Source organism: Salmonella sp. SG203, from assembly GCF_013350575.1.
GTDB lineage: Bacteria > Pseudomonadota > Gammaproteobacteria > Enterobacterales > Enterobacteriaceae > Salmonella > Salmonella enterica.
The window spans coordinates 176385-199774 of the sequence record NZ_SNMT01000009.1 but is presented as its reverse complement, the minus strand read 5'-3'; the positions used below and the strand labels follow the sequence as shown (position 1 = coordinate 199774).

Here is a 23390-nt window from a genome sequence, read left to right as displayed (position 1 = left end):
ATGGCTATCAACAATAGCGCGCAGAAATTCATCGCGCGCAACCGCGCGCCGCGCGTGCAGATTGAATATGACGTAGAGATTTACGGCTCTGAGAAAAAAATCGAGCTGCCGTTCGTGATGGCGGTGCTGGCCGATCTGGCCGGGAAACCGCGTGAAGAACTGCCGCCGGTGACGGATCGCAAATTCCTCGATATTGATATTGATAACTTCAATGAGCGCATGAAAGCCATTGCGCCGCGCGTGGCGTTCGCTGTGCCGAATACGCTGACGGGTGAAGGTCAGTTGATGGTCGATATCACGCTGGAAAATATGGACGACTTTTCGCCGGCACAGATTGCCCGCAAGGTGGACGCCCTGAACCAGTTACTGGAAGCCCGCACCCAACTGGCGAACCTCCAGACCTACATGGATGGCAAGGCCGGGGCGGAAAATCTGGTCAATAAACTGTTGCAGGACCCGACTCTGCTGAAAACGCTGGCGAATGCGCCGAAACCGGCCGCTACCCAGCAAGGTGTGTCAGCGGATAATGAATCAGCGGAATAACGTCGAATTTTTAAGGAATTTTCATGGCAAACAGTAATATGCAGGCAACCGACGCGGTTGCTCAGGATACCGTCTCCGCATCCGGTGAATTTGATGCGTTGCTGAATCAGGCCTTCCGACCCAAGACTACCCAGGCGGCAAAAGCCGTGGAAGCCGCGGTGCAGACGCTGGCGCAACAGGCGCTGGCGAACACGATCACCGTCAGCGATGACGCCTATAAAAGCATCAGCGCTATTATTGCGCAGATCGACTTTAAACTGACCGAACAGATCAAACTGATTCTGCAACATCCCGACTGGCAGAAGCTGGAATCCTCCTGGCGCGGTATGGAGCATCTGGTTTACAACACCGAGACCGACGAAAAGCTGAAAATTCGCTTCATGAATCTGTCAAAAGATGAATTGCGGCGCAACATGAAGCGTTACAAGGGCATCGCCTGGGATCAAAGCCCGATGTTCAAGAAACTGTATGAAGCCGAATACGGCCAGTTAGGTGGCGAACCTTATGGCTGTATCATTGCGGATTACTACTTCGACCATACACCGCCCGATGTGGATCTGCTTGGCTCTATCGCCAAAGTCGCCGCGTCGGCCCATGCGCCGTTTATTGCCGGGGCTTCCCCCTCGGTACTGCAAATGGACTCCTGGCAGGAGCTGGCGAATCCCCGCGACCTGACCAAAATCGTCACCCAGAACCTGGAATATGCGCCGTGGAACTCGCTGCGGGCTAGCGAAGACTCCCGTTATATTGGCCTGACGATGCCGCGTTTTCTTGCCCGCCTGCCGTATGGCGCAAAAACCAACCCGGTGGACGAGTTTGATTTTGAAGAAGATGCGGATGGTTCTGACCATACCAAATACGTCTGGAGCAACGCGGCCTACGCGATGGGCGTAAACATCAACCGTTCCTTCAAACACTACGGCTGGTGTACGTTGATTCGCGGTGTGGAATCAGGCGGTGCGGTGGAAAATCTTCCCTGCCATACCTTCCCGACTGACGATGGCGGCGTGGACATGAAATGCCCGACCGAAATCGCCATCTCTGACCGCCGCGAGGCTGAACTGGCGAAAAACGGTTTTATCCCGTTGATCCACCGTAAAAACTCAGACTATGCCGCCTTTATCGGCGCACAATCGCTGCAAAAACCACAGGAATACTACGATCCGGACGCGACGGCCAACGCCAACCTGTCCGCCCGTCTGCCGTACCTGTTCGCCTGCTCGCGCTTCGCTCACTTCCTCAAATGTATCGTCCGCGACAAAATCGGTTCCTTTAAAGAGCGTGAGGATATGCAGCGCTGGCTAAATGAATGGATTATGAATTATGTCGACGCCGATCCGGTGAACTCCTCGCAAGAAACCAAAGCCCGTCGTCCGCTGGCTGCCGCAGAGGTAGTGGTGGAAGAGGTGGAAGGCAATCCAGGTTATTACGACGCGAAATTCTTCCTGCGTCCGCATTTCCAGCTTGAAGGGCTGACGGGATCGCTGCGCCTGGTGACAAAACTGCCGTCAGTGAAGCAGGGCAATGCCTGATATATATTTTGTGAATGTTTAAGCGAGTGAAGTCAGAGAAGATAGAGAATATAAAGAGGGATATGAAGAAAAGAATTTCGTCTCGCCCACGGTCTCGTAAAGGTGGGGTACGTAATGATGACACATATCCGAATGCCAGTAACAATGCCGAAGCTTTTTATATCATTGAGTAGGAAATACATATTATGACCATAACCCCAACTTTTCATCTGTTACCTGGTATTGTTCTGCTCTTTTCACAATATGCTGTAGCCTGGGAAGTCAGTTGTCCGGCTGTTATTGATACTCAGTCTTCTGCTGTGAGCCTGAAGTCTGATGTCCCAGCGCCGTGGCAGCTTTCTCCTCGATATATGTCGCGTTTATGGTTAAGTAGTATTGGGGTAACGCAGGGTAAACCTGAAAACCTGATGGATCTCAAACCAGAGACTAAAAAAGTAAACGGTGAAAATTGGTCTGTATGGGAAACAGAACGTGTTAGCGATAAAGAAACCGATCGCTATTGGGTTTCGTGTATTTATGGTCATGAACAGATATGGTTGACGCAACCAATACCTGCTTCTTCTACTCGCTGTAAGACTCATAATTTTGAGGGATCGCCAGAAGACCAGTCTGTATCTTTTATCTGTAATTAGCGATTTGAGACGTGAAAATTTCAGTACAGGTTATGGTTTTTATTATCGGAAGTTATGAAGCATTATTCATATGCATTAAATAATGCAAATTCATAAAATAACTAAATACATTATCGGTACCGAAAAAAATATACAGTCTTCTGTTCTCCTGAAGTTATTGGAGAAGGATTCTGTACGGCAATGATTTATCTATAAACAAAAAGATATAGATAAAATCAGGTTTATTTTAAGTAAAACTTAATAAGGATATAAAAATGGCTTATGACATTTTTTTGAAAATTGACGGCATTGATGGCGAGTCAATGGATGACAAACACAAAAATGAAATTGAAGTACTGAGCTGGCGCTGGAATATTCATCAGGAATCCACCATGCACGCCGGTAGCGGCCTCGGCTCCGGTAAGGTCTCCGTCACCAACCTGGATTTTGATCACTATATCGACCGCGCCAGCCCGAACCTGTTCAAATACTGCGCCTCCGGCAAGCACATTCCACAGGCCATTCTGGTTATGCGTAAGGCTGGCGGCAATCCGCTGGAGTACCTCAAGTATACCTTCACCGACCTGATTGTCGCCGTGGTTTCCCCGAGCGGCAGCCACGATGGTGAAATCGCCTCCCGTGAAACAGTAGAGCTTTCTTTCAGCACCGTGAAGCAGGAATACGTGGTGCAGAACCAGCAGGGCGGCAGCGGCGGCACCATCACCGCAGGCTACGACTTCAAGGCCAACAAAGAAATTTAACGGCTGTTTTTCCGGCCAGATGTTATGTCTGGCTGGTTTTATTGTTTTGATTTTAAAGGGATTTACAGTGAATAAATGGCGTAACCCCACTGGGTGGTTATGTGCGGTAGCTATGCCTTTTGCACTGCTCCTGCTTTCCGGATGCAGTCGCTACCTGACCCCTAATCGCAGCGGCCTGGCCTGAGCGTGAAAGCGTTTTACAAGGTGAATTCTGACAATCAGAAGAAAGCGGCGTCCATGAAGATACGTGTTGAGAATTAATGACCTACACAGAATTTTTAGAGGTTAAGCAAAATGAACAGACCTTCATTCAATGAAGCGTGGTTAGCTTTTAGGAAGGTGAATCATTCCGTCGCTGATGTGGGTAGCATTATTGGTGGAAACGTTGGGAAAAATATAACTGGTGGTTATTTTCAAAATGCCTGCCCTATTCGAATGAGCTATGTTTTGAATGCGACAGGGTTCCCAATAGCCCGTAACTCTCCGTATGCAAAGGTTAGTGGTGCCGATAATAAATTCTATATTTATCGCGTGAATGATATGATTGATTATCTTACTCATACTATGGGCAAGCCTGATCTTATTGTTAATAATCCGAAACAGAGTGACTTTATCGGGAAGAAAGGAATTATCGTAGTAAAAGGGCATGGCTGGAGCAATGCCAGAGGACACGTTACATTATGGAATGGCAGTATCTGTTCAGATCAGTGCCACTTATTAAATGACCCAGATAATGGACCATTTGTTCCTGAAGTTGGGACTCTGTGGATACTGCCGTGAAATGGTTAATATTAGTTACTTTCAGCATAAGTGGAATGCTGGTATGGCAGCCATCCTTTGCACAAGAAGCATTGACCACACAATATTCACAGTCGGAACTCTTAAAAAATTGGGCGCTGAGTCATTGTCTGGCATTAGTATACAAAGATGATGTCGTTAAAAACGATGCCAGAGCTACGGCCAGTGCTTACCTTGAATATGGTAAACAATCTGTGGAGATTTACCATGAAATTGATGAGATTGCGAAAAAATATTCAGGGTTGAAATATAACGGTTCGATATCATCAGATTTTAATACCATGAAGTGCATAGATTTTATCCATGACAGGGAATTAAATGAATTAATTAAAAGGCGTGTCGAGAAGTAAAATTCAAAGATATTAAAAGCATACGTTCTCTTGCTCTGATGAATTTATGGGTAAGAAAGAGCTGTACAGGAATAGTTAATCTGTTCACCTAATAAAGCAGATAAATCAGGGCTTAATTTAGGTAGTTAAAAGGATAGTAGATATGTCTTATGACATTTTTCTGAAAATTGACGGCATTGACGGCGAGTCAATGGATGACAAACACAAAAATGAAATTGAAGTACTGAGCTGGCGCTGGAATATTCATCAGGAATCCACCATGCACGCCGGTAGCGGTCTCGGTTCCGGTAAGGTCTCCGTCACTAATCTTTCATTTGAACATTACATCGATCGCGCCAGCCCGAACCTGTTCAAATACTGCTCTTCCGGTAAGCACATTCCGCAGGCCATTCTGGTTATGCGTAAGGCTGGCGGCAATCCGCTGGAGTACCTCAAGTACACTTTCACAGATCTGATTATTGCAATGGTATCGCCCAGCGGAAGCCAGGGAGGGGAAATTGCGTCTCGCGAATCAATTGAACTCTCCTTCAGCACCGTGAAGCAGGAATACGTGGTGCAGAACCAGCAGGGCGGCAGCGGCGGCACCATCACCGCAGGCTACGACTTCAAGGCCAACAAAGAAATTTAACGGCTGTTTTTCCGGCCAGATTTATATCTGGCCGGATTTATTATTTTGATTTTAAAGGAGTTTACAGTGAATGAATGGCGTAACCCCACTCGGTGGTTATGTGCGGTAGCTATGCCTTTTGCACTGCTCCTGCTTTCCGGATGCGGCAGTAGCGATGCGTTACCTGACCTCGAATCACAGCGACTCGACCTGAGCGTGAAAGCCTCCGATAAGGTGAATCCTGACAATCAGAAGAAGGCCGCGCCCATTGAGATACGTGTGTATGAACTAAAAAATGACGCCGCTTTCACGACAGCTGATTACTGGTCGCTCCATGACAACGACAAATCCGTCCTTACCGACGATTTAGTGCGTCGCGACAGCTTTATTTTGCGTCCCGGCGAAGAGAAAAAACTGCGTCGCCCGCTGAATGCGCAGACCACGGCAATCGGCGTACTGGCCGGATACCGTAACCTGGCCAAATCGGTCTGGCGGGTAACCTACAAAATCCCGGAAGCCCCGGAAAAAGCCTGGTACAGCAGCTTCATACCGGGGAAAGGAAAAGTGCAGTTGGAGGCGGAACTGGAACAAAGCGCCATTGTAATTACGGAACGGGATAAATGAATTATGAGCTGGAATGACCGCGTAGTCTGGAGTGAAGGACAATTTTTACTGCCGCAGATGTTTCAGCAGCAAGAGCGTTATCTGGAACACGTCATGCATTACCGCAGCCTGCCGCTGACCCCCTTTTTCTGGGGATTCAGCCACTACAATATTGATGGCGAAGCGCTGAACATCGGTAAACTGATACTGAAAGAGGCATCAGGGATTTTTCCTGACGGCACGCCGTTTAACGCACCGGACCACACCCCGCTGCCGCCGCCGCTGACCATCCTGCCGGAGCACCTGAACCAGCAGATTTGTCTGGCGGTACCGGTACGCGCGCCGAACAGCGAAGAAACTACGTTTGACAATAACCCGGAATCACTGGCGCGTTTCTCGGTACATGAACACGACATCCGCGACGCCAACTCGCTGGGACGTGGCGCGCAGTTATTACAGCTCAGTCACCTGCGCCTGCGGCTGCTGCCGGAAAAGGCGGTGACGGGCGCCTGGATTGGCCTGCCGTTGACCCGCATCACCGGGTTGAACCCTGACGGGCGGATAGATATCGACCACGACCTGATCCCGCCCATCATTAATTATCAGGCCAGTTCACTGATGTGTACCTGGCTGTCGTGGATCAACGATCTCATCCGGATGCGGGCCGATTCGCTGGCGGAACGGCTGACCGGCAGCGACAACCACGGCCATGAAGCAGCGGAGGTCTCCGATTACCTGCTGCTGCAAATTCTCAATCGCTTTGAGCCGCTGCTGACTCACCTGGCGAAAACCCCGCTGGCCCCGGAAGTGTTGTATCGCTACCTGTCCGAACTGGCCGGGGAACTCTCCACCTATGTGCGTCCACAAACGCGACGGCCCGCTGAATACAAAGAGTACAAACACCTGACGCCCTATGCCGGGTTGAAATCGCTGGTTGATGAGGTGCAGTTCCTGCTGAATGCGGTACTGATCCGGGGCGCGCAGCGCATCGAACTGAAAGAGGGGACTTACGGCATCCTGAATGCGGTGGTGGCCCCTTCCGATCTTGCCGATTTCAGCACGCTGGTACTGGCGATAAAGGCTTCAATGCCGACCGATGTGCTACTGCAACATTTTGCCGCCCAGACCAAAATCGGGCCATCCGATCGCCTGCCGGAACTGATCCGCTCGCATCTGCCGGGGCTGGCTTTGCAGGTTCTGCCTGTACCACCCCGCCAAATCCCGTTTCAGGCCGGATACATCTATTACGACATCCGCCGCGAGGGAGCATTGTGGGAACACATTGCCCGTTACGGCGGGATGGCCATGCATACCGCCGGGGAATTTCCGGGGCTGGAGACAGAACTGTGGGGAGTGCGCGATAAATGACAGACAGTACCCTGACGCCGCCAGCGGCGGACATGATGTCCTTTTTGTCCACCACGCCGGAACATAAGGACAGTGAATATGAAATGTCGGTACACACCAGCCAGCGCACGGAACTCAATGTCATCGTTGAAGACGGTCCGGACAGCAAACTCCGGCTGGCTGAAATCAGCGCGGCGGCTAACCCGTTGCTCGCCGCTGCCCGGCCTTTATTGTGCGCTCTCGCAGCCATGCCCGCTAAACTGGATGCGGCCCTGGTAGAGCCTTACCGTAATCTGTTGGTACGCGAGATGCATCTGTACCAGACATTATGCGATCAGGCGAACCTGCGGCGCGAGCACGTACTGGCGGTACGTTACTGCCTGTGTACAGCGCTTGATGAAGCCGCCAATAACACAACCTGGGGACGGCGCGGCGTCTGGGCCGGAAAAAGCCTGCTGGTAACATTTCATGGTGAAAGCGAAGGCGGGATAAAACTTTTCCAGATCATCGGGCGTCTGGCGGCCAGCTTCCAGGAGCATGGCAACGTACTGGAGGTTATCTACCACCTGCTGGGGTTGGGATTTGAAGGCCGCTACAGCGTGCAGCCAGACGGGCGTAAGCAACTGGACAATATTCGCCAGCAACTGCTGACACAGCTTTCACAGCGTCGCGATCCGGTTATGCCCGCGCTCTCGCCTGACTTTCAGGGGGCGATAAGCGGACGACTGCGGCGGATGCGCCGGGTGCCGGTCTGGCTGAGCGCCGGGATAGCCCTGTTGGCGATGCTGACGCTGTTTGGCCTTTACAGCCACCGGATGGATGTGCAGACCGTCACCGTACAACAGCATATTGATGCGATTGGTATAAAACTGCCGCCGCCGCCCGTGCCGGTTCATAAGCTGCGGCTGAAAATCCTGCTGGCAAACGAAATCGCCCGTGGCCTGCTGACCGTGGACGAAGATGACCAGCACAGTAGGGTGGTCTTCCGTGGCGACGCCATGTTTGTGCCGGGACAGAAAACGGTGAGTGACGCAATCCGGCCAGTGATTAACAAAGCGGCGCGGGAAATCGCCCGCGTGGGCGGCGCAGTCACTGTAACGGGTCACACTGACAGCCAGCCCATTCATTCGGCTGAATTCCCATCCAACCTGGTACTGTCGGAAAAACGGGCGGCGGAAGTTGCGGCGTTGCTGACCTCCGGCGGCGTACCTGCCGGACGGGTACATATCGTCGGCAAGGGCGATACGGTGCCGGTGGCGGATAACGGCAGTAAAGCCGGGCGGGCGAAAAACCGTCGGGTGGAAATTCTGGTAGTGGAGTGAATGAATGATGAAAAAATCAACCTATGATGTGTCTCATCATTCGGCAGTATGTGGCGTGACGGGGGATTATTATCGGATCTCAGCGACATATCACATAAAACGATCTATCCGTGTTTTTTTGATCATTTTATGTTGTTTATTACCCGGTGGCGTTTTTGCTGGGTCCCTGATTAACGCAGGATTCATTTCCCCCGATAATGTCAACCTCAGTATACGGGATTTTCTGGGGTTTTATGCCAGTGATAACTTACAGGAAAAAGATAATACACTGATGTATGTGTTGGGGGTAGCGGATGCCACAGAAGGTAAGACGTGGTGTGGATATGGTCAGGTTGACAGTATAACAATAAACCATACTGTGCTGGCCTGGCTTGATCGGTACTCTGTGAAAAAGCCTGATGCAAGAGCTTCGGTGCTGATAGAGGAAGCATTAGTTAAAAATTTCCCCTGTCAGGGGACTGAACCCTCCGTAAAAATTGCTTCCCGGTCATCTCCTGTGTTATCCCTGACGCCGGATGCGCTTAATCTTTCAGGTAATGACTTTTTTAAATTTTGGGTATCTGGTAATCAACTGGATAAACTCAGGGCGGGTATCTATCTGCTTGGCGTGGAGGATGCAACGGAGAAAAAACTATGGTGTGGATACGATTTATTTAAGACGCTAACATTAAATGAAATTGTCTATGTTTCTCTTAAAAATAAAACCAATGAGGAACTGAATTCTCGCGCGGCTGAACTTATCATAAATAAATTAATAGAGTATCCCTGTAATATATAAAATCATTCAAGTTGCATCAAGGCGGCAAGGGAGTGAATCCCCAGGAACGTACATTAGTTCGTGACTGGGGTGAGCGAGGAAAGCCAACGCACATGCAGCCTGAAGTATGACAGGTATACCCTGTGATAATGTTATCGCTGCCAGTTCAGATAAGTATTGGTGGTAAAGTCTTGGTAGTAAGGGATTGATATGTTTAAGATAATGGTCTGTCTGTTGGTGGGTATTCCTGCCATTTCTTATGCGCACGATTATGGGTGTGCTACGGTTGGAGCATCAATGGAGTCATCATTATTTGATGCCATAAAAAATGACCTGAATATAGATGTCGCTACTATTATAAAGGATAAAACAAAGGTAGAGATTCTTGATATCTCACTTGTATCTAAGGTCTATGCAGAATCTCTGGCCAGGATGGATTACGAAAAAGATAAGGCCAAAAATAAAGTGGCAATATTAGATAAAAAATCCTATTTCGATAGTTACTATGAAAATCAGGTTAAATCTATCGTGGCAAAATATACCTATATTAACAAAGATAAAGAAAAAGATATTTTCATTGCATCCAGCTTCATGAATGCTGATGAGTGTTCTGTAAGATTTAATGGTTATATTACTTTATCCAGGGAATTTTAAAATATTGATTATTGGGTGGCGAGTCGAAATATAATGCAAAAATTTCTTAGTCTGCTTTTTTCCCGGCGCGCGCTGGCAGTTGTGGCCGTTCTGGTTCTGGCGCTGCTGGTCTGGTTTGTCGGGCCGCTGGTGTCATTTGATACCCTGCGCCCGCTGGCCTCCGTGGGTAGCCGGGTAGTGACCATTGCCCTGTTACTGATGCTGCTGGTACTGTGGCTGGTCAACTGGTCGATGAGTATCATCGGCATCAGTGTCCTGTGCCTGGCGATTGGCTTCGTCACACCGCTGCTGGCCCTGGGCGATGTCCATCCGTTTGCACCGCTGTGGGTCCGCCTGACATTAATTGGTTTCATCCTGCTGATGTACGCGCTGTACGGCCTGTACCGGCTGTGGCGTGCGCTGCGTATGGATGAACAACTGCTGCGTCGCTTCCTGCATCCGCGCGGGGAAGAGGTACCGGTGGCAGGCGAGATCAAAGCCGACCTGCGCACCGTCAACCATATTGTCACGCAGGCCATCCGGCAACTGCGGCAGTTGCGGGTGGACATGCCCGGCTGGCGTAAAATCTTCGAGGGGAAACGCTTTCTGTATGAGCTGCCGTGGTTCATGGTGGTCGGCAGTCCCGGTGACGGAAAAACCACGGCCCTGCTGAACACCGGATTGCAGTTCCCGCTGGCGGAGCAAATGGAGCAGACCTCGCGTATCCTGACAGTGCCGGGTGGCGGCACGCTACACTGCGACTGGTGGTTTACCAACGAAGCGGTGTTGATTGATACCGCCGGACGCTACGCGCGCCACGATGACGGAGGCGAAGCGAGCGCCGCGCAGCGCAACGCCGGAGAGTGGCAGGGGTTTCTCGGTCTGCTGCGTAAACATCGCCCCGGCGCGCCGCTTAACGGCGTGATCCTGACGCTAAACGTGGCGGATTTAACCGCACAGTCACCGGCGGAACGCCTGGCGGCCTGCGCCGCTCTGCGGGCGCGACTGGCAGAACTGCGCGAGACCCTGGGGATTCGCTTTCCGGTCTATCTGGTGGTCACCAAAATGGATTTGTTGCCGGGGTTCAGCGAGTATTTTCGCACGCTGACCAGCCATCTTCGCGCACAAATCTGGGGCTTCACGTTGCCGTACAGCCGCAGGCGAAAAACGGGCGACCCGCAGGCGCTGCATGCCGCCTGCGCGCAGGAGCTGGCGCGCCTGACGCTGCGGCTGGATCAGGGACTGGATACCCGGTTACAGGAAGAGTACGACCTTAAAAGCCGCCAGCGGCTGTATACCTTCCCGCGTGAGTTCGCCGCCCTCGGCGAGCCGTTGCTGGAGGCTATTGAACAGATCTTCCTCGATTCAAAATTCGATGCCACGCAACTGAATAACACGCTGCGCGGGGTGTTTTTCACCAGTGCCGCGCAGGCGCAGGCCGACGCCGTGGCCGACCAGTTGAGTATCTGGCAGCGCTTTGTCCGGGCGATAAAAACCGCCCGTGGCGAATCCTCCGCCTCTCTCCCACACGCTCTGCCGGACGGCAACCGCAGCTACTTCCTGCATGACCTGCTGACACAGTTTATTTTCCGTGAAGCGCACCTGGTGGAGCCAAACCTCCAGTGGGGCTGGCGTTACCGCCTGCTGCGCCTCGGCGGGCACCTGCTGGTACTGGTGCTGGCATTCCTGTTGTGGCAGGGGATGCAGACCAGCCAGCAGACCAACGGCGACTATCTGAATGAAATCAGCGCCCGCGCGACCCGGCTGGACGGCGAGGTGAAAGCCTACACCGGTAAACCGGCGATGGCTCCCGTCCCGGCACTGCTGGACAGCGCAAGGGAACTGTCCGCCTGGCCGGAACTGGACCCGGACGCGCCGCCGCTGACCTGGCGCTACGGCCTGTACAGCGTACCGCCGGTAACCGACAGTGTGGCGTCGCTGTACAACCGTCTGCTGGATCAACTGCTGCTACCGCCGCTGGTGAAACGGATGGAGTATGTGCTGGCGGATGCCATTGCCCGTCAGGACAGTAAAGCAGCCTACGATGCCCTGCGCATCTATCTGCTGCTGAATCTGGATAAAGATCACGAAGATAAATACAACGCGGCGGAGATCCAGTCGTGGGTGATTAACGATCTGGGGAACAGCGACAGCGTGGCCGGGTTCGGCGGGCGCGCCGCCGTGCTGACGCATATCGAAGCGCTGTTTGACGGCAGCCGGGTGGTGCATTCACCGTATGAGAAAGATGAGGCGCTGATCCGCCAGGCGCGGGCATTCCTCGACGGTCACACCAGTACCGAGCGTATCTATGCGCGGGCGCTGGCGGCAATGGAGAGCGAAGCGCCGCAGGAGTTCACGCTGGTACGCGCTGTGGGCGCGGATGCGGGAACGGTGTTTGTGCGTAGCAACGGCGCGCCGCTGGATCGGGGCGTGCCGGGTATTTTTACCCGTGAAGGTTACCGGGAGCTGTTCGACAAACGATTACCGGAATTTGTGGCGGCGGCGACGGCGAACGATGGCTGGGTGATGGGCCGGGAGAGTACGCCAAAAAAGCTGACTGACAGCCTGCGCAGCCAGATACCGGGGCAGGAGCAGTCTGTCGCCCGCGAAGTCCGCCGTTTGTACCTGACAGAATATGCCCGCCGCTGGCAGGATTTTCTGGACAGTATCCATAGTATCAACAGTGCCGGGGAAGAGGGCAGTTCCGGCCTGGCGTATGATTTACAGGTGCTGCGCACCCTGGCGTCGCCGGACTCACCGCTGATGCGGCTGGGAAAAGCGGTGGTGGAGCAGACCACGCTGGTGCCGCCGCCGGACCCGCAGGCCAGACAGAAACAACTGGCGCAGCGCGCGTCCGGTAACGCGGGGAAAGTGGTACAGACGGCAAAACTGTTCCAGGATATTCACCCGGAAGAGCGGCTGGAAAAAACGCTGGTGGATGACCGTTTCGCCGCGCTGCGCGAGGTCATTGCCGGGCGGACGGACGGCGGACAGAGCGGCGGTGGGACGATGCAGATCGCTTCGCTGCTGACCATGCTCAACGAGTATTACACCCAACTGACCATTGCTGACAGCGCGCTGGCGGCGGGGACGTTGCCAGCGCGCATTACTGCCGCAGACAAGTTGCAACTGGAGGCGGCGAAACTGCCTGCGCCGCTGAAAAACATCCTGCTGGATCTGACGAAGCAGGGAACGCGCAAAATCAACGCCGGGACCGGCGATGTGCTGAACACCCAGATGGAGGCGATGATGGGCGACGACTGCCGTGACGCCATCGACGGGCGCTATCCGTTCGCCGACAGTCCGCAGGAGGTCAGCGCCGAGGACTTTAACCGCATCTTCGCCAGCGGTGGCGTACTGGATGCTTTCTGGAGCAAACAACTGGCTCCGCTGGCGGACACCGCCAGCGACCCGTGGCGCTACAAACCGACCGAAGGCAACATGACATTGCAGGGGCCGGATCTGACGCCGTTTCAGCAGGCGAAGCAGATCCGCAGCGTGTTTTTTAACAGCGAGGGCGGGAAAAAATTTTCCTGGTCGATGCAGATTAGCGTGGTGGATATGGACCCGGCCATCACGGAACTGGTGATTGATATCGATGGTCAGGTGCTGCGCTACGCCCATGGTCCGGACCGGCCCCTGAAAGTGACGTGGCCGGGACCGCGCAACGGCTCGATGGCGGAAATCACCGCCAGCCCGCGAATTCGCCAGGACACCTCAACGCTACTGACCGGCGGGCCGTGGGCGCTGTTTCATCTGCTGGACGCCGGAAAGGTACAGGAAACGGCGGTGCGGGGGCGCCAACTGGTGGAATATGATTTTGACGGTCGCCGGGTAGTGCTGGAAATCACTGCCGGGCGGGATTTTAACCCGGTCAGCCGGGAGCTGTTGCAGAACTTCAGTTGTCCGGCGAGGGCGTTGTAATGCGCCGGCCAGCGGTGGTATCAGCCCCGGCGATGTTCGGCAGGCTGCCGGACCAGCGCGACTATGTGCGCTGGCGGGTGGGCGCTGAAGAGGGACGAATATGGCAGGACTGGCTGAACCGCCAGACATGGGTGGGCAGCGGGCGGCATATCGTGTTGCCGGAAGGCCAGACGACCGATGAAGAGCGTGACGGCTGGATGCACCTGTCGCCGCGTGGCGAACATGATATGCCCGCGCCGGAACACCATCCGCTGCCGTGGAGCTTTGTGATGTCGCCGGGATTTTTGCCGATGGGTGGGACGACTGACTGGCTGACCGGAGTGCTGATGGCGTCACGGGATAGCGTGGGACGCCCGTGGCCGCTGGTGATTTACCAGCGCTGCGGTCGGGAGTGGCTGGACGAGAGTTTGCAGGAGACGCAGGGCTGGCTGTACTGGCTGGCGAGGCTGGCGGCGCAGCATATCACGCCGGACACGATGCGGCGCGGGCGGCTGACGGAGCAGGTGGACCAGCTATGGGCGATGTGGCAGCCGGGGCCGTGGTGGGCGCAGTGGCTGCGTGGGTTACGACGTACATCGCAGCGCAGCCGGGAATTGACCGGGCTGCCGGATGAAGCACCGGTAGTAGAACTGCCGGGCGTGCGTTATCTGCCGTGGCCGGGCTGGCCGGGTAAGACGCTGGGGCAGGCAACACCGGGGCAAGGCTGGTTCTGGCAGCAGAACAGTGAAGGGCGGTATGTGGATGCGCTGCGACTGGTGGATGAAAAAAATAGAGGTCAGATGCTGTGAAAAAGTACGCTGTAGAGGTTCTGTTTATGTCTGCCTGTGCAGGAATGTTCCTGCCCGTATTTGCCTGGGGCGGAACAGATGTAAACATTGATAACCCGCTGGCGGAGTGTGTGGATATCCATCCCGTTCATCGTCAGGAAATGGATAACCTTACCATTCTGAAAACAACGGTCACACTGAAAAAAAGTACCGGTGAATGTGGCTGTTTCTCAGCATTAATCAGCTATACCAGCTTACTGGCGCAGGATGTTGAGGGTTACGGACGCGGAAGTGCATATTCCCTTCAGGAGGGGAATATCTCACTGGCGAAGATGCAGGGACGTTATCCTTTCAGCTTTGTATTATCGGTGGATAACCAGTCTGTACGGGATCAGAAGCTGGCGCTAATGATACGTTGTACACCACCGCTGTAATACACAGAATAGTCAGGGAGAAGATGATGGCAGTAAGACTGACTTTTGACGGGCAAAAGCTGACATGGCCTGGTATCGGGATATTCAAGGCGACCACGGGGTTACCGGATTTACAGTGGCCAGATAAACAGTGTGTGCCGGATGCGGCGATACCGGAAGGGAATTATAAATTGTTTATTCAGTTTCAGGGGGAGGCACCGATAAGAAATGCTGCGGATTGTGATCTGGGACCATCATGGGGCTGGAGTACCATTCCGCGAGGCCAGGCTGCCGGAACATGTGAGATATACTGGGCGAACTGGGGATATAACCGTATCCGGCTGGAATCAGCGGATGAGAAGACCCGAAAAGCCTGTGGGGGCAAGCGGGGTGGTTTTTATATCCATGATTCCACCAAAGGTTACAGTCATGGTTGTATTGAAGTGGAACCGGTGTTTTTCCGTATTCTGAAACAGGAGACGGAAAAAGAAAATGGTGAAAAGACATTTACGGTTAATGTTAAGTATGTTTCTGGTCAGCAAACGAATGGTGGAACAAAACAATAATACCGTTAAAACCGGCTGAAATTATCGTGTCTGGACGTGCTGTGGTGGTCAATGATTACAATGGTGGCCAGATAAGTAATGAGCACCAATGATAAAGTATATGACTGGCGGTGTGCTGGTTATTAATCAAATTTCTATAAAATGCAATGCGAATCTGGTAAGCGTAATAAAAATAAAATCATAATATTGTTATGTTCATTTCCTTATTTATGTAATTCAGTATTTATGTTATGTGCTAATTTTTGTGTCTTTATTTTCATGGCTCTTGTCAGCAATATACCCTGTTCTTCTGGTAAATATTCAAATATAACAGGCTGGTTGCATTATAAAGTGCGGGGCACTGTTTCCTGACGGTGAGTCTATTTATTTTAATCCGGTATTAAAGGAGTCACTACCATGAGTTTTGTATCCACAAATAATAAATCCGGTATGGGAGGGCTGACGACAACCACGCCGCCGATAACCGGAGAAAGTGGCGGTGTCACCGCAGATTCAGTCGCCGGAAGCGTGGCAGATGCGGCGGAAGCCGCCGTGGAACAGGCTGCGGGATCGCTGTTTGGCGCATTGCCGGAGCCATCAGGACTGGTGAAAGCCGCGGTGGCAGCGGCGCAGGCTGCCGCCGCCGCAGGTATGGCGCAGGATGCGGTATCGGCCATCGTCTCTGCTGTTGCAGGCGGGCCGGGGGCGCATAATGTGACGGTCAGCGGCAGCGCCGTACCGCCGGGCGCATTACTGTTCGCCAGCCTGGACGGCGGCGAAACATTAAGTGAACTGTTCAGTTATGTGGTACAGCTAAAAACGCCCGACACCCTGAATCTGGGCTATGTCTCCCCGGCGGCCAACCTGCCGCTCAAACCGATGGTGGGCAAAGATCTGTGCGTCAACATCGAACTGGATGGTGGCGGTAAACGACATATCAGCGGGCTGGTCACGGCGGCGCGGGTGGTGGGCCATGAAGGGCGTTCGGTTACCTATGAGCTGCGTATGGAGCCGTGGGTAAAACTGCTGACCCATACCAGCGACTACAAAGCATTCCAGAATAAAACCGTGGTGGATATTCTGGATGAAGTGCTGGCGGAATACCCCTACCCGGTGGAAAAGCGGCTGGTGGAAAGCTACCCGGTACGCACCTGGCAGGTGCAGTACGGTGAAACTGATTTTGATTTTCTTCAGCGACTGATGCAGGAGTGGGGCATCTACTGGTGGTTTGAGCACAGCGAGGACAGCCACACGCTGGTGCTGGCGGATGCCATCAGCGCCCACAAAGCATGTCCGGACTCGCCGCTGGTCGAGTGGCACCAGGAAGGGCTGAAGCTGGACAAGGAGTTTATCCACACTATCACGGCAAACGAGAGTCTGCGGACTGGCCAGTGGGTGCTGGATGATTTCGATTTTACGAAGCCACGTTCATTGCTGGCAAACACCGTGGCAAACCCGCGTGAAACCGGTCATGCCACCTACGAGCATTATGAGTGGCCGGGAGACTACTTCGACAAGAGTGAAGGCGAGATGCTGACGCGCATTCGTATGGAAGCGCAGCGCAGCCCCGGCAGTCGGGGGCTGGGGGGAGGGAATATCCGCACACTCATGACCGGTTATACCTTCACGCTGGAAAACTATCCCACTGCCGAAGTCAATCAGGAATACCTGCTGATGCAGACCTTGCTGTTTGTGCAGGACAACGCGCAGCACAGCGGGCAGGACCAGCACTTTACCTTTTCCACCCGTTTTGAACTGCACCCCACCCGCGAGGTGTTCCGCCCGCAGCGGACGGTGAGCAAACCCCACACCAAAGGGCCGCAGAGCGCCATCGTCACCGGCCCGGCGGGCCAGGAAATCTGGACGGATCAGTACGGGCGGGTAAAGGTACAGTTTGGTTGGGATCGCTACGGCAAAATGGATGAAAACAGCTCCTGCTGGATACGCGTCAGCTACCCGTGGGCGGGCAAAGGCTTCGGGATGATCCAGATCCCGCGTATCGGCCAGGAAGTGCTGGTGGATTTCAAAAACGGCGATCCGGATCTGCCGATCATCGTGGGGCGTACCTACAACCAGGACACCATGCCGCCGTGGGGACTGCCGGGCGCGGCAACACAGAGCGGGATATACAGCCACACTATCGGCGGCGGACCGACCAATGCCAACGCTCTGCGTTTTGAAGATAAACCCGGTAGTGAAGAGGTCTGGCTACATGCTGAAAAAGATCAGCGTATTGAAGTTAATAATAATGAAAGTCACTGGGTGGGGAATAATCGGGTTAAGGTCATTGATCAGTCAGAAATAGCCACTATTGGCGCTGTCCGCGACCATAAAGTTCAGTATGACGATACCTCTCTGGCCGGAGGAAATAAAACCATTCAGACAGTAAAAGAGTTATATCTGGCAGCGGGTGATTCTATTACTCTGAGTTGTGGTGACACCGTTCTGTACATGAGCAGTAAGGGGGAATTTTACGTAACCTGTAAAACGTTCAATATTACTGCAACAGATGCCGATGGTCAGATTAATACTATAAAAGGGCAGCTGGATTTAAATATGGATAAAAGAGAACCCAAAGTGGGAACATTTGGTGAGTCAGAAAAAACAGCAATGGCAGCAGTAATTAAGGAAACTTTCCCACCCAAAGAATAGTTTTTATTTTAGTGCCGGACTTATCAACACTTTCAGACCAAAAAGGATTTTATATAATCATGACGAACTATTATATCAACGAAGCCATCTTGAGTTTCTCCGGTAATATATCCCAGGACAGCACCCTCAATATGATCCGCCTGAGCGATCCGGATGCGGCGCTGATTATCAGCCGCGGCAAAATGCAGGACGGTGATGAGCTGGCGTCCCAGGTTGAACAACAGATGAAAAAACTGGAAAAGCAGGTTAAGGAACTGCGTTATACGCCAGCACAGGTTGTCCGGCTGGGTATTGACGGGAAAATGGAAGGGCTGGAAATACAGAGTCAGTTTATCCGGGGTAATGAGCATGTATATCAGTACCAGGCGGTATTTGTGCTACAGAGCAGCCGGGTAATGATGGCCCTGACCTATGCCCGCTCAACAGCGTTAACCGAAGCGGATAGGGGGCGCTGGGCGGATATCAAAAAGAATCTGCGTTTCAGGTTGGACCCGGAAAACACGGCAACCGGACAATAACACAGGGAGTGTGGTATGGGAGAAGCATTCTGGGCGGCAAGGGAAGGCGACGCGCTGCTGCATACGTCCTTTCTGGCAGATCTGGTGGGCAGTGCGCTGGAATTCGCCATCAATGCGGTTATTGATTTTGCGGCACTGGCTGTTGTGGCGCTGGCGACGGGGGCTACGGTGGCAACGCTGGGATGCAGCGCCGTATTACTTGTGGGGACCGTGGTCGGCGCGACGATGTTGCTGAGTGGCGCCGGGGAGAAAATCAGTAAAGCCTGTGAAGACATAGCCAACAGCCTTTTTCCGCCGAAAATTGAGGGATATATCCTGACCGGCTCAGGCGATACCCGGATTAACAGCAAACGGGCGGCGCGGGCGGCGGCAACGGCATTATCACGCCATGATGTAGAAACCCTGGATGCGCAGGCGCAGGCGCAGGCAGAGGCAGAAGAAGAAAAACGCAGGCAGGACGCCAAATCAATGTGGGATGTGGCCGGGGAATATCTGGATGCAGTAAAAGGCCGGGCAGAGAATATGGCTAAGGGCGTCGTTTCCGTGGTGAGCCGGATGGGATCAGCAGAAGGATGGGCCTCGCTGGGAAATGATGCTCTGGCGGAGGCGGGCGATATGCTTTCCGACACGGGCCACTTTATTTCAGAGATGTGGCAGCCCACGGTGGCAACGGCATATCCGGGGTCTGACCCGAAACAGGATGATAAAATCGACTGCCACAAACATCCCTCTTCATTCACCCAGTTTATGGCACAGAAACTGCAGGCGCTGACGGATGACCCGGTGGGGACGGTACTGGGGGCGATGAACACTTTCGATGTGCTGGAAGCCGGTTTTCAGGCGGCAAGCGCGCTTATCGGCAGCGTGTCGAACCTGTTCAAAGGCGACGATGAGCCGCCCGCAGCAGAATATATCGCCGAAGGGACGCGGGATGTGCGTATCAACAGCCAGCCTGCGGCGCGCAGCGGGGTACGCTGTACCTGCGAGGCAAAAGTGGTGGATGAGCCTGAGAACGGCGTACATGTATCCGGTGATGTACGTATCGGCGGGCCGCTTCTGGTGGTACGGGATATCAAAAGCGGTAAGTCACAAATAACCCTGGTGACCACTATTGCGCTGACGTTCATGCAGCCCGGACGGGCGTCAGCTAAAAGTGCCTGCTTTATGATGGGATTGGGCATTAACATGATGGTTCAGAAGGCGGGGAGTGCGCTGAACCGCCCGGTAAACGCCGCCACCGGAGCCAAGTACCTGGCAGGCGATGATGACGTTGATTTCAGTCTGCCCGGCCACTTCCCGCTGGAGTGGCAGCGGACCTACAGCAGCCGTGATGAACGGACGGAGGGGATGTTCGGGCGGGGCTGGAGCGTGCTGTATGAAGTGTGCCTGGAGCGTACGCCGGACAACCCGGATGAAAACTGCATGACGTATATATCCCCAATGGGACGGCGAATTGACCTGCAGGCGGTGGAGCCGGGGAGCGGTTTTTACAGCCCCGGCGAGGGGCTGGCGGTACGGCGCAGCGAACAGGGCCACTGGCTTATCAGCAGTGATGACGGCGTGTACAGGCTGTTTGAAGCGGACCCGTTCAGCCCACAGCGTCGGCGGCTGAAAATGCTGGGCGACCGCAACAGTAACTGCCAGCACCTGACCTACGACAACCACGGGCGTCTGGTGGAAATCAGCGGCGATCGGCAGCGCCCCTGCATCCGGCTGCACTATGAGCTGGCAGCGCACCCGCAGCGCGTGACGCGCATCTTCCGCCATTACCCGGAAGGGGAGCCGGAGCTGCTGCGGCGTTACCGCTACGATGAGGCGGGGCGGCTGAACGGGGTGGTGGACAACGCAGGTCAGTATCAGCGCGAGTTTGCGTACGACGACAACGACTGCATGACGATGCACCGGGAGCCGGGCGGCGAACGGTATTACTACACCTGGGCGTGGTTTGAAGGCCCGGACGATGCGGCGTGGCGGGTGACGGGCCATCATACGGACAGCGGCGAGCAGTACCGTCTGGACTGGAATCTGGCAGAACGCTCGCTGTGCGTGACGGATAGCCTGGGGCGTACGCGCTGCCACTGGTGGGATGCGCAGGGCCTGGTGACGGCGTACCGGGACGAGGCCGGGCAGATGACCACTTTCCGCTGGAGCGATGAAGAGCGGTTACTGCTGGGGATGACGGACGCGCAGGGCGGCAAATGGCGTTATGTCTATGACCGTCTCGGCCACCTGACGGAGACGCATGACCCGCTGGGCCGGGTTGAGCAGACGCAGTGGCATCCGGTGTGGCACCAGCCGGAAACGGAGGTGGATGCCGCGGGGGCGGCGTGGCGTTATGAGTATGATGAGCGGGGCAACCTGCAGGCGGTCAGCGACCCGCTGCACCAGCGCACGGTATACGGGTATGACCGGCACGGCCAGGTGGTGCGGATAACCGACGCGCGGGGCGGAGATAAATACCTGCAGTGGAACGAAGCCGGGCAGCTTATGCGCCACACGGACTGTTCTGGCTCGCAGACGGCATGGTTTTATGATGAACGCACGCGGCTGGAAAGGGTGACGGACGCGGAGAGTAACAGTACGCGTTACAGCTATGACGGCAACGGACATCTGACGGAGGTCATGTTCGCGGACGGGCGTACGGAGCGTTACCAGCCGGATGCGGCGGGACGGCTGGTGAAATACACCAGCCCGGCGGGGCAGATAACACGCTGGCAGCGGGACGGCCAGGGGCGGGTGCGCAGGCAGACGGATGCGACGGGTCGCAGGACGGCGTATGAGTACGACGCTTACGGGCGGCTGACCACGCTCACGAACGAGAACGGGGAAAGCTACCGGTTCCGGTACGATGTTCTGGACCGGTTGACTGAACAGACGGACCCCGGCGGCAGCCGCCGGGCATACGGGTATAGCGCGCTGAATGCGGTGACGGCAGTGATATACGGCGGGGAGCGCGGGGGCGAAATCCGCCACGGTCTGGAGCGTGATGCGGCGGGGAGGCTGACGGCGAAAATCACGCCGGAGACGCGCACGGAATACCGGTACGACGCGGCGGACCGTCTGCTGGAAATCCGCCGCAGGCAGCATGATGCGGCGGAAGGCGGAGAGCCGGAAGTTATCCGGTTCAGCTACGACAGTGCGGGTAACCTGCTGAGCGAGGAGACGGCGCAGGGCGTGCTGCAGAACCGGTACGATGTTCAGGGCAACCGCACAGAAACGCAGATGCCGGACGGGCGGACGCTGCGGTACCTGTACTACGGGAGCGGCCATCTCCAGCAAATCAACCTGGGGCGTGATGTCATCAGCGAGTTCACGCGCGACCACCTGCACCGTGAGGTGCAGCGGAGCCAGGGGCGGCTGGACACGCGGCGGATGTACGACCGGACGGGCCGGTTAACGCGGAAACTGACCTGTAAAGGAATGCGCGGTGTGGTGCCGGAGACGTTTATTGACCGGGAATATGCGTACAGCGGCCAGGATGAGCTGCTGAAAAAGCGGCACAGCCGGCAGGGGGTGACGGATTATTTTTACGACACGACGGGGCGCATCACGGCGTGCCGGAATGAGGCATACCTGGACAGCTGGCAGTACGACGCGGCGGCGAACCTGCTGGACAGGCGGCAGGGAGAGACCGCGCAGGCGGGTGCAGGCAGCGTGGTGCCGTTCAACCGGATAACGTCATACCGTGGGCTGCATTACCGTTACGATGAATATGGCCGGGTTGTGGAAAAGCGGGGCCGCAACGGTACGCAGCACTACCGCTGGGATGCGGAGCACCGGCTGACGGAAGTGGCGGTCATCCGGGGGAGCACCGTACGGCGTTACGGGTACGTGTACGACGCGCCGGGCAGGCGGGTGGAGAAGCACGAACTGGACGCGGAAGGAAAGCCGTATAACCGGACGACGTTTTTATGGGACGGAATGCGGCTGGCGCAGGAGTGCAGGCTGGGAAGAAGCAGCAGCCTGTATATCTACAGCGACCAGGGGAGCCACGAGCCGCTGGCGCGGGTGGACAGGGCGGCGCCGGGCGAAGCGGATGAGGTGCTGTATTACCATACGGACGTAAACGGCGCGCCGGAGGAGATGACGGACGGCGGGGGCAATATTGTCTGGGAAGCGGGCTATCAGGTATGGGGGAACCTGACGCATGAAAAAGAAACCCGGCCCGTACAGCAGAACCTGCGTTTCCAGGGGCAATATCTGGACAGGGAAACGGGGCTGCATTACAATTTGTACAGATTTTATGATCCGGATATCGGGAAGTTTATATCGGGCGACCCTATTTCGATCCGGGGCGGGATAAATCTTTATCAGTATGCGCCTAATCCGCTGTCATGGATAGATCCGTTAGGCCTTGCTGGATGTAATGCCCAACAACGGCGCAATATATCTGATTTACGAAATGGTAAAGATGTCACGGTTAGAAGTATTGACGAAGCAAGAGCATTATTAGATAACATGCCGGATCTTAGACCTCATGTTGACAATTTTCCTGCAAGGTCTGGAGAGCTTTATATTGGCACTAAATTCAGCGATGTATGGAAACAACCAGCGGGAACATATCGGGGTGATTTATATAATGTGAAAAATCCATTATCTAATGTTGTTCATAATTCTAAAAATCCATTACACGATAATAATCCGCACTATAATATTATCTTTGGTGATGGTACTAAAGCTGGGATAATTATCGTTCCTTAGTGAGGT

At 54.5% G+C, this 23390-nt stretch carries 20 protein-coding genes and 1 pseudogene; all 21 read left to right on the top strand.

The window, feature by feature from the left end; all coding sequences use genetic code 11:
* The 21 genes and pseudogenes from tssB to HV477_RS14935 all read left to right on the top strand — a co-directional run bounded on the left by tssB (position 1) and on the right by HV477_RS14935 (position 23384).
* Positions 1-543, top strand: a complete 543-nt coding sequence (gene tssB, locus HV477_RS15030; protein ID WP_000996815.1) for a type VI secretion system contractile sheath small subunit — start codon at positions 1-3, stop codon at positions 541-543.
* Between the two features lie 23 nt (positions 544-566).
* Positions 567-2075 (top strand): type VI secretion system contractile sheath large subunit, encoded by a 1509-nt coding sequence (gene tssC, locus HV477_RS15025; protein ID WP_000013884.1) that lies wholly within the window; start codon positions 567-569, stop codon positions 2073-2075.
* Positions 2076-2089: 14 nt separating this feature from the next.
* On the top strand, positions 2090-2248 hold the full coding sequence (locus HV477_RS15020; RefSeq protein ID WP_001584850.1) for a BPSL0067 family protein: 159 nt from the start codon (positions 2090-2092) through the stop codon (positions 2246-2248).
* A gap of 12 nt (positions 2249-2260) precedes the next feature.
* Positions 2261-2707, top strand: coding sequence for an STY0301 family protein (locus HV477_RS28910; RefSeq protein WP_309224818.1), 447 nt, complete (start codon positions 2261-2263; stop codon positions 2705-2707).
* Positions 2708-2961: 254 nt separating this feature from the next.
* Positions 2962-3447 carry an Hcp family type VI secretion system effector gene (locus HV477_RS15010; protein ID WP_000312802.1) on the top strand — a complete coding sequence of 162 codons (486 nt, stop codon included), beginning with the start codon at positions 2962-2964 and terminating at the stop codon, positions 3445-3447.
* Between the two features lie 67 nt (positions 3448-3514).
* Positions 3515-3699, top strand: a pseudogene (locus HV477_RS28455) (type VI secretion system lipoprotein TssJ); the annotation flags it as partial.
* 42 nt (positions 3700-3741) lie between these two features.
* A complete protein-coding gene (locus tag HV477_RS15005) occupies positions 3742-4227 on the top strand; it encodes a type VI secretion system amidase effector protein Tae4 (protein ID WP_001081550.1) in 486 nt (161 codons plus the stop codon).
* On the top strand, positions 4212-4595 hold the full coding sequence (locus HV477_RS15000; protein ID WP_000379146.1) for a type VI secretion system amidase immunity protein Tai4: 384 nt from the start codon (positions 4212-4214) through the stop codon (positions 4593-4595). Before HV477_RS15005 ends, HV477_RS15000 begins: the two co-directional genes overlap by 16 nt.
* A 142-nt stretch (positions 4596-4737) precedes the next feature.
* A complete protein-coding gene (locus HV477_RS14995; RefSeq protein WP_000119443.1) occupies positions 4738-5223 on the top strand; it encodes an Hcp family type VI secretion system effector in 486 nt (161 codons plus the stop codon).
* A gap of 66 nt (positions 5224-5289) precedes the next feature.
* Entirely contained in the window at positions 5290-5826 is a 537-nt protein-coding gene (tssJ, locus tag HV477_RS14990) for a type VI secretion system lipoprotein TssJ (RefSeq protein ID WP_001007105.1), read from the top strand.
* A 3-nt stretch (positions 5827-5829) separates the two neighbouring features.
* Entirely contained in the window at positions 5830-7173 is a 1344-nt protein-coding gene (tssK, locus tag HV477_RS14985; protein WP_000118732.1) for a type VI secretion system baseplate subunit TssK, read from the top strand.
* Positions 7170-8474, top strand: coding sequence for a type VI secretion system protein TssL, long form (tssL, locus tag HV477_RS14980; RefSeq protein WP_001577195.1), 1305 nt, complete (start codon positions 7170-7172; stop codon positions 8472-8474). Before tssK ends, tssL begins: the two co-directional genes overlap by 4 nt.
* Before the next feature lie 4 nt (positions 8475-8478).
* Complete coding sequence (locus HV477_RS14975) at positions 8479-9252, top strand: Rap1a/Tai family immunity protein (RefSeq protein WP_114063888.1); 774 nt, start codon at positions 8479-8481, stop codon at positions 9250-9252.
* A gap of 201 nt (positions 9253-9453) precedes the next feature.
* Complete coding sequence (locus HV477_RS14970) at positions 9454-9885, top strand: hypothetical protein (protein WP_011233132.1); 432 nt, start codon at positions 9454-9456, stop codon at positions 9883-9885.
* Between the two features lie 33 nt (positions 9886-9918).
* A complete protein-coding gene (gene tssM, locus HV477_RS14965; protein WP_175065153.1) occupies positions 9919-13788 on the top strand; it encodes a type VI secretion system membrane subunit TssM in 3870 nt (1289 codons plus the stop codon).
* On the top strand, positions 13788-14576 hold the full coding sequence (locus HV477_RS14960) for a TagF domain-containing protein (protein ID WP_001254129.1): 789 nt from the start codon (positions 13788-13790) through the stop codon (positions 14574-14576). Before tssM ends, HV477_RS14960 begins: the two co-directional genes overlap by 1 nt.
* A complete protein-coding gene (locus HV477_RS14955; protein WP_000759645.1) occupies positions 14573-14989 on the top strand; it encodes a DUF2195 family protein in 417 nt (138 codons plus the stop codon). The genes HV477_RS14960 and HV477_RS14955 overlap by 4 nt, the downstream gene beginning before the upstream one ends.
* Before the next feature lie 23 nt (positions 14990-15012).
* On the top strand, positions 15013-15534 hold the full coding sequence (locus tag HV477_RS14950) for a DUF2778 domain-containing protein (RefSeq protein WP_000968384.1): 522 nt from the start codon (positions 15013-15015) through the stop codon (positions 15532-15534).
* Between the two features lie 396 nt (positions 15535-15930).
* Entirely contained in the window at positions 15931-18165 is a 2235-nt protein-coding gene (locus tag HV477_RS14945) for a type VI secretion system Vgr family protein (protein ID WP_079899327.1), read from the top strand.
* Positions 18166-18224: 59 nt separating this feature from the next.
* Positions 18225-18683 carry a DcrB-related protein gene (locus HV477_RS14940; RefSeq protein WP_000186513.1) on the top strand — a complete coding sequence of 153 codons (459 nt, stop codon included), beginning with the start codon at positions 18225-18227 and terminating at the stop codon, positions 18681-18683.
* Positions 18684-18698: 15 nt separating this feature from the next.
* Positions 18699-23384, top strand: a complete 4686-nt coding sequence (locus tag HV477_RS14935) for an RHS repeat-associated core domain-containing protein (RefSeq protein WP_254621671.1) — start codon at positions 18699-18701, stop codon at positions 23382-23384.
* Positions 23385-23390: the final 6 nt, after the last annotated feature.

What these genes read in the sequence shown, in the direction of transcription:
- tssB (WP_000996815.1), top strand. Translation starts at nt 1, where the DNA reads ATGGCTATCAACAATAGCGCGCAGAAATTCATCGCGCGCAACCGCGCG.
- tssC (WP_000013884.1), top strand. Translation starts at nt 567, where the DNA reads ATGGCAAACAGTAATATGCAGGCAACCGACGCGGTTGCTCAGGATACC.
- HV477_RS15020 (WP_001584850.1), top strand. Translation starts at nt 2,090, where the DNA reads ATGTTTAAGCGAGTGAAGTCAGAGAAGATAGAGAATATAAAGAGGGAT.
- HV477_RS28910 (WP_309224818.1), top strand. Translation starts at nt 2,261, where the DNA reads ATGACCATAACCCCAACTTTTCATCTGTTACCTGGTATTGTTCTGCTC.
- HV477_RS15010 (WP_000312802.1), top strand. Translation starts at nt 2,962, where the DNA reads ATGGCTTATGACATTTTTTTGAAAATTGACGGCATTGATGGCGAGTCA.
- HV477_RS15005 (WP_001081550.1), top strand. Translation starts at nt 3,742, where the DNA reads ATGAACAGACCTTCATTCAATGAAGCGTGGTTAGCTTTTAGGAAGGTG.
- HV477_RS14995 (WP_000119443.1), top strand. Translation starts at nt 4,738, where the DNA reads ATGTCTTATGACATTTTTCTGAAAATTGACGGCATTGACGGCGAGTCA.
- tssK (WP_000118732.1), top strand. Translation starts at nt 5,830, where the DNA reads ATGAGCTGGAATGACCGCGTAGTCTGGAGTGAAGGACAATTTTTACTG.
- tssL (WP_001577195.1), top strand. Translation starts at nt 7,170, where the DNA reads ATGACAGACAGTACCCTGACGCCGCCAGCGGCGGACATGATGTCCTTT.
- HV477_RS14975 (WP_114063888.1), top strand. Translation starts at nt 8,479, where the DNA reads ATGATGAAAAAATCAACCTATGATGTGTCTCATCATTCGGCAGTATGT.
- HV477_RS14970 (WP_011233132.1), top strand. Translation starts at nt 9,454, where the DNA reads ATGGTCTGTCTGTTGGTGGGTATTCCTGCCATTTCTTATGCGCACGAT.
- tssM (WP_175065153.1), top strand. Translation starts at nt 9,919, where the DNA reads ATGCAAAAATTTCTTAGTCTGCTTTTTTCCCGGCGCGCGCTGGCAGTT.
- HV477_RS14960 (WP_001254129.1), top strand. Translation starts at nt 13,788, where the DNA reads ATGCGCCGGCCAGCGGTGGTATCAGCCCCGGCGATGTTCGGCAGGCTG.
- HV477_RS14950 (WP_000968384.1), top strand. Translation starts at nt 15,013, where the DNA reads ATGATGGCAGTAAGACTGACTTTTGACGGGCAAAAGCTGACATGGCCT.
- HV477_RS14945 (WP_079899327.1), top strand. Translation starts at nt 15,931, where the DNA reads ATGAGTTTTGTATCCACAAATAATAAATCCGGTATGGGAGGGCTGACG.
- HV477_RS14940 (WP_000186513.1), top strand. Translation starts at nt 18,225, where the DNA reads ATGACGAACTATTATATCAACGAAGCCATCTTGAGTTTCTCCGGTAAT.
- HV477_RS14935 (WP_254621671.1), top strand. Translation starts at nt 18,699, where the DNA reads ATGGGAGAAGCATTCTGGGCGGCAAGGGAAGGCGACGCGCTGCTGCAT.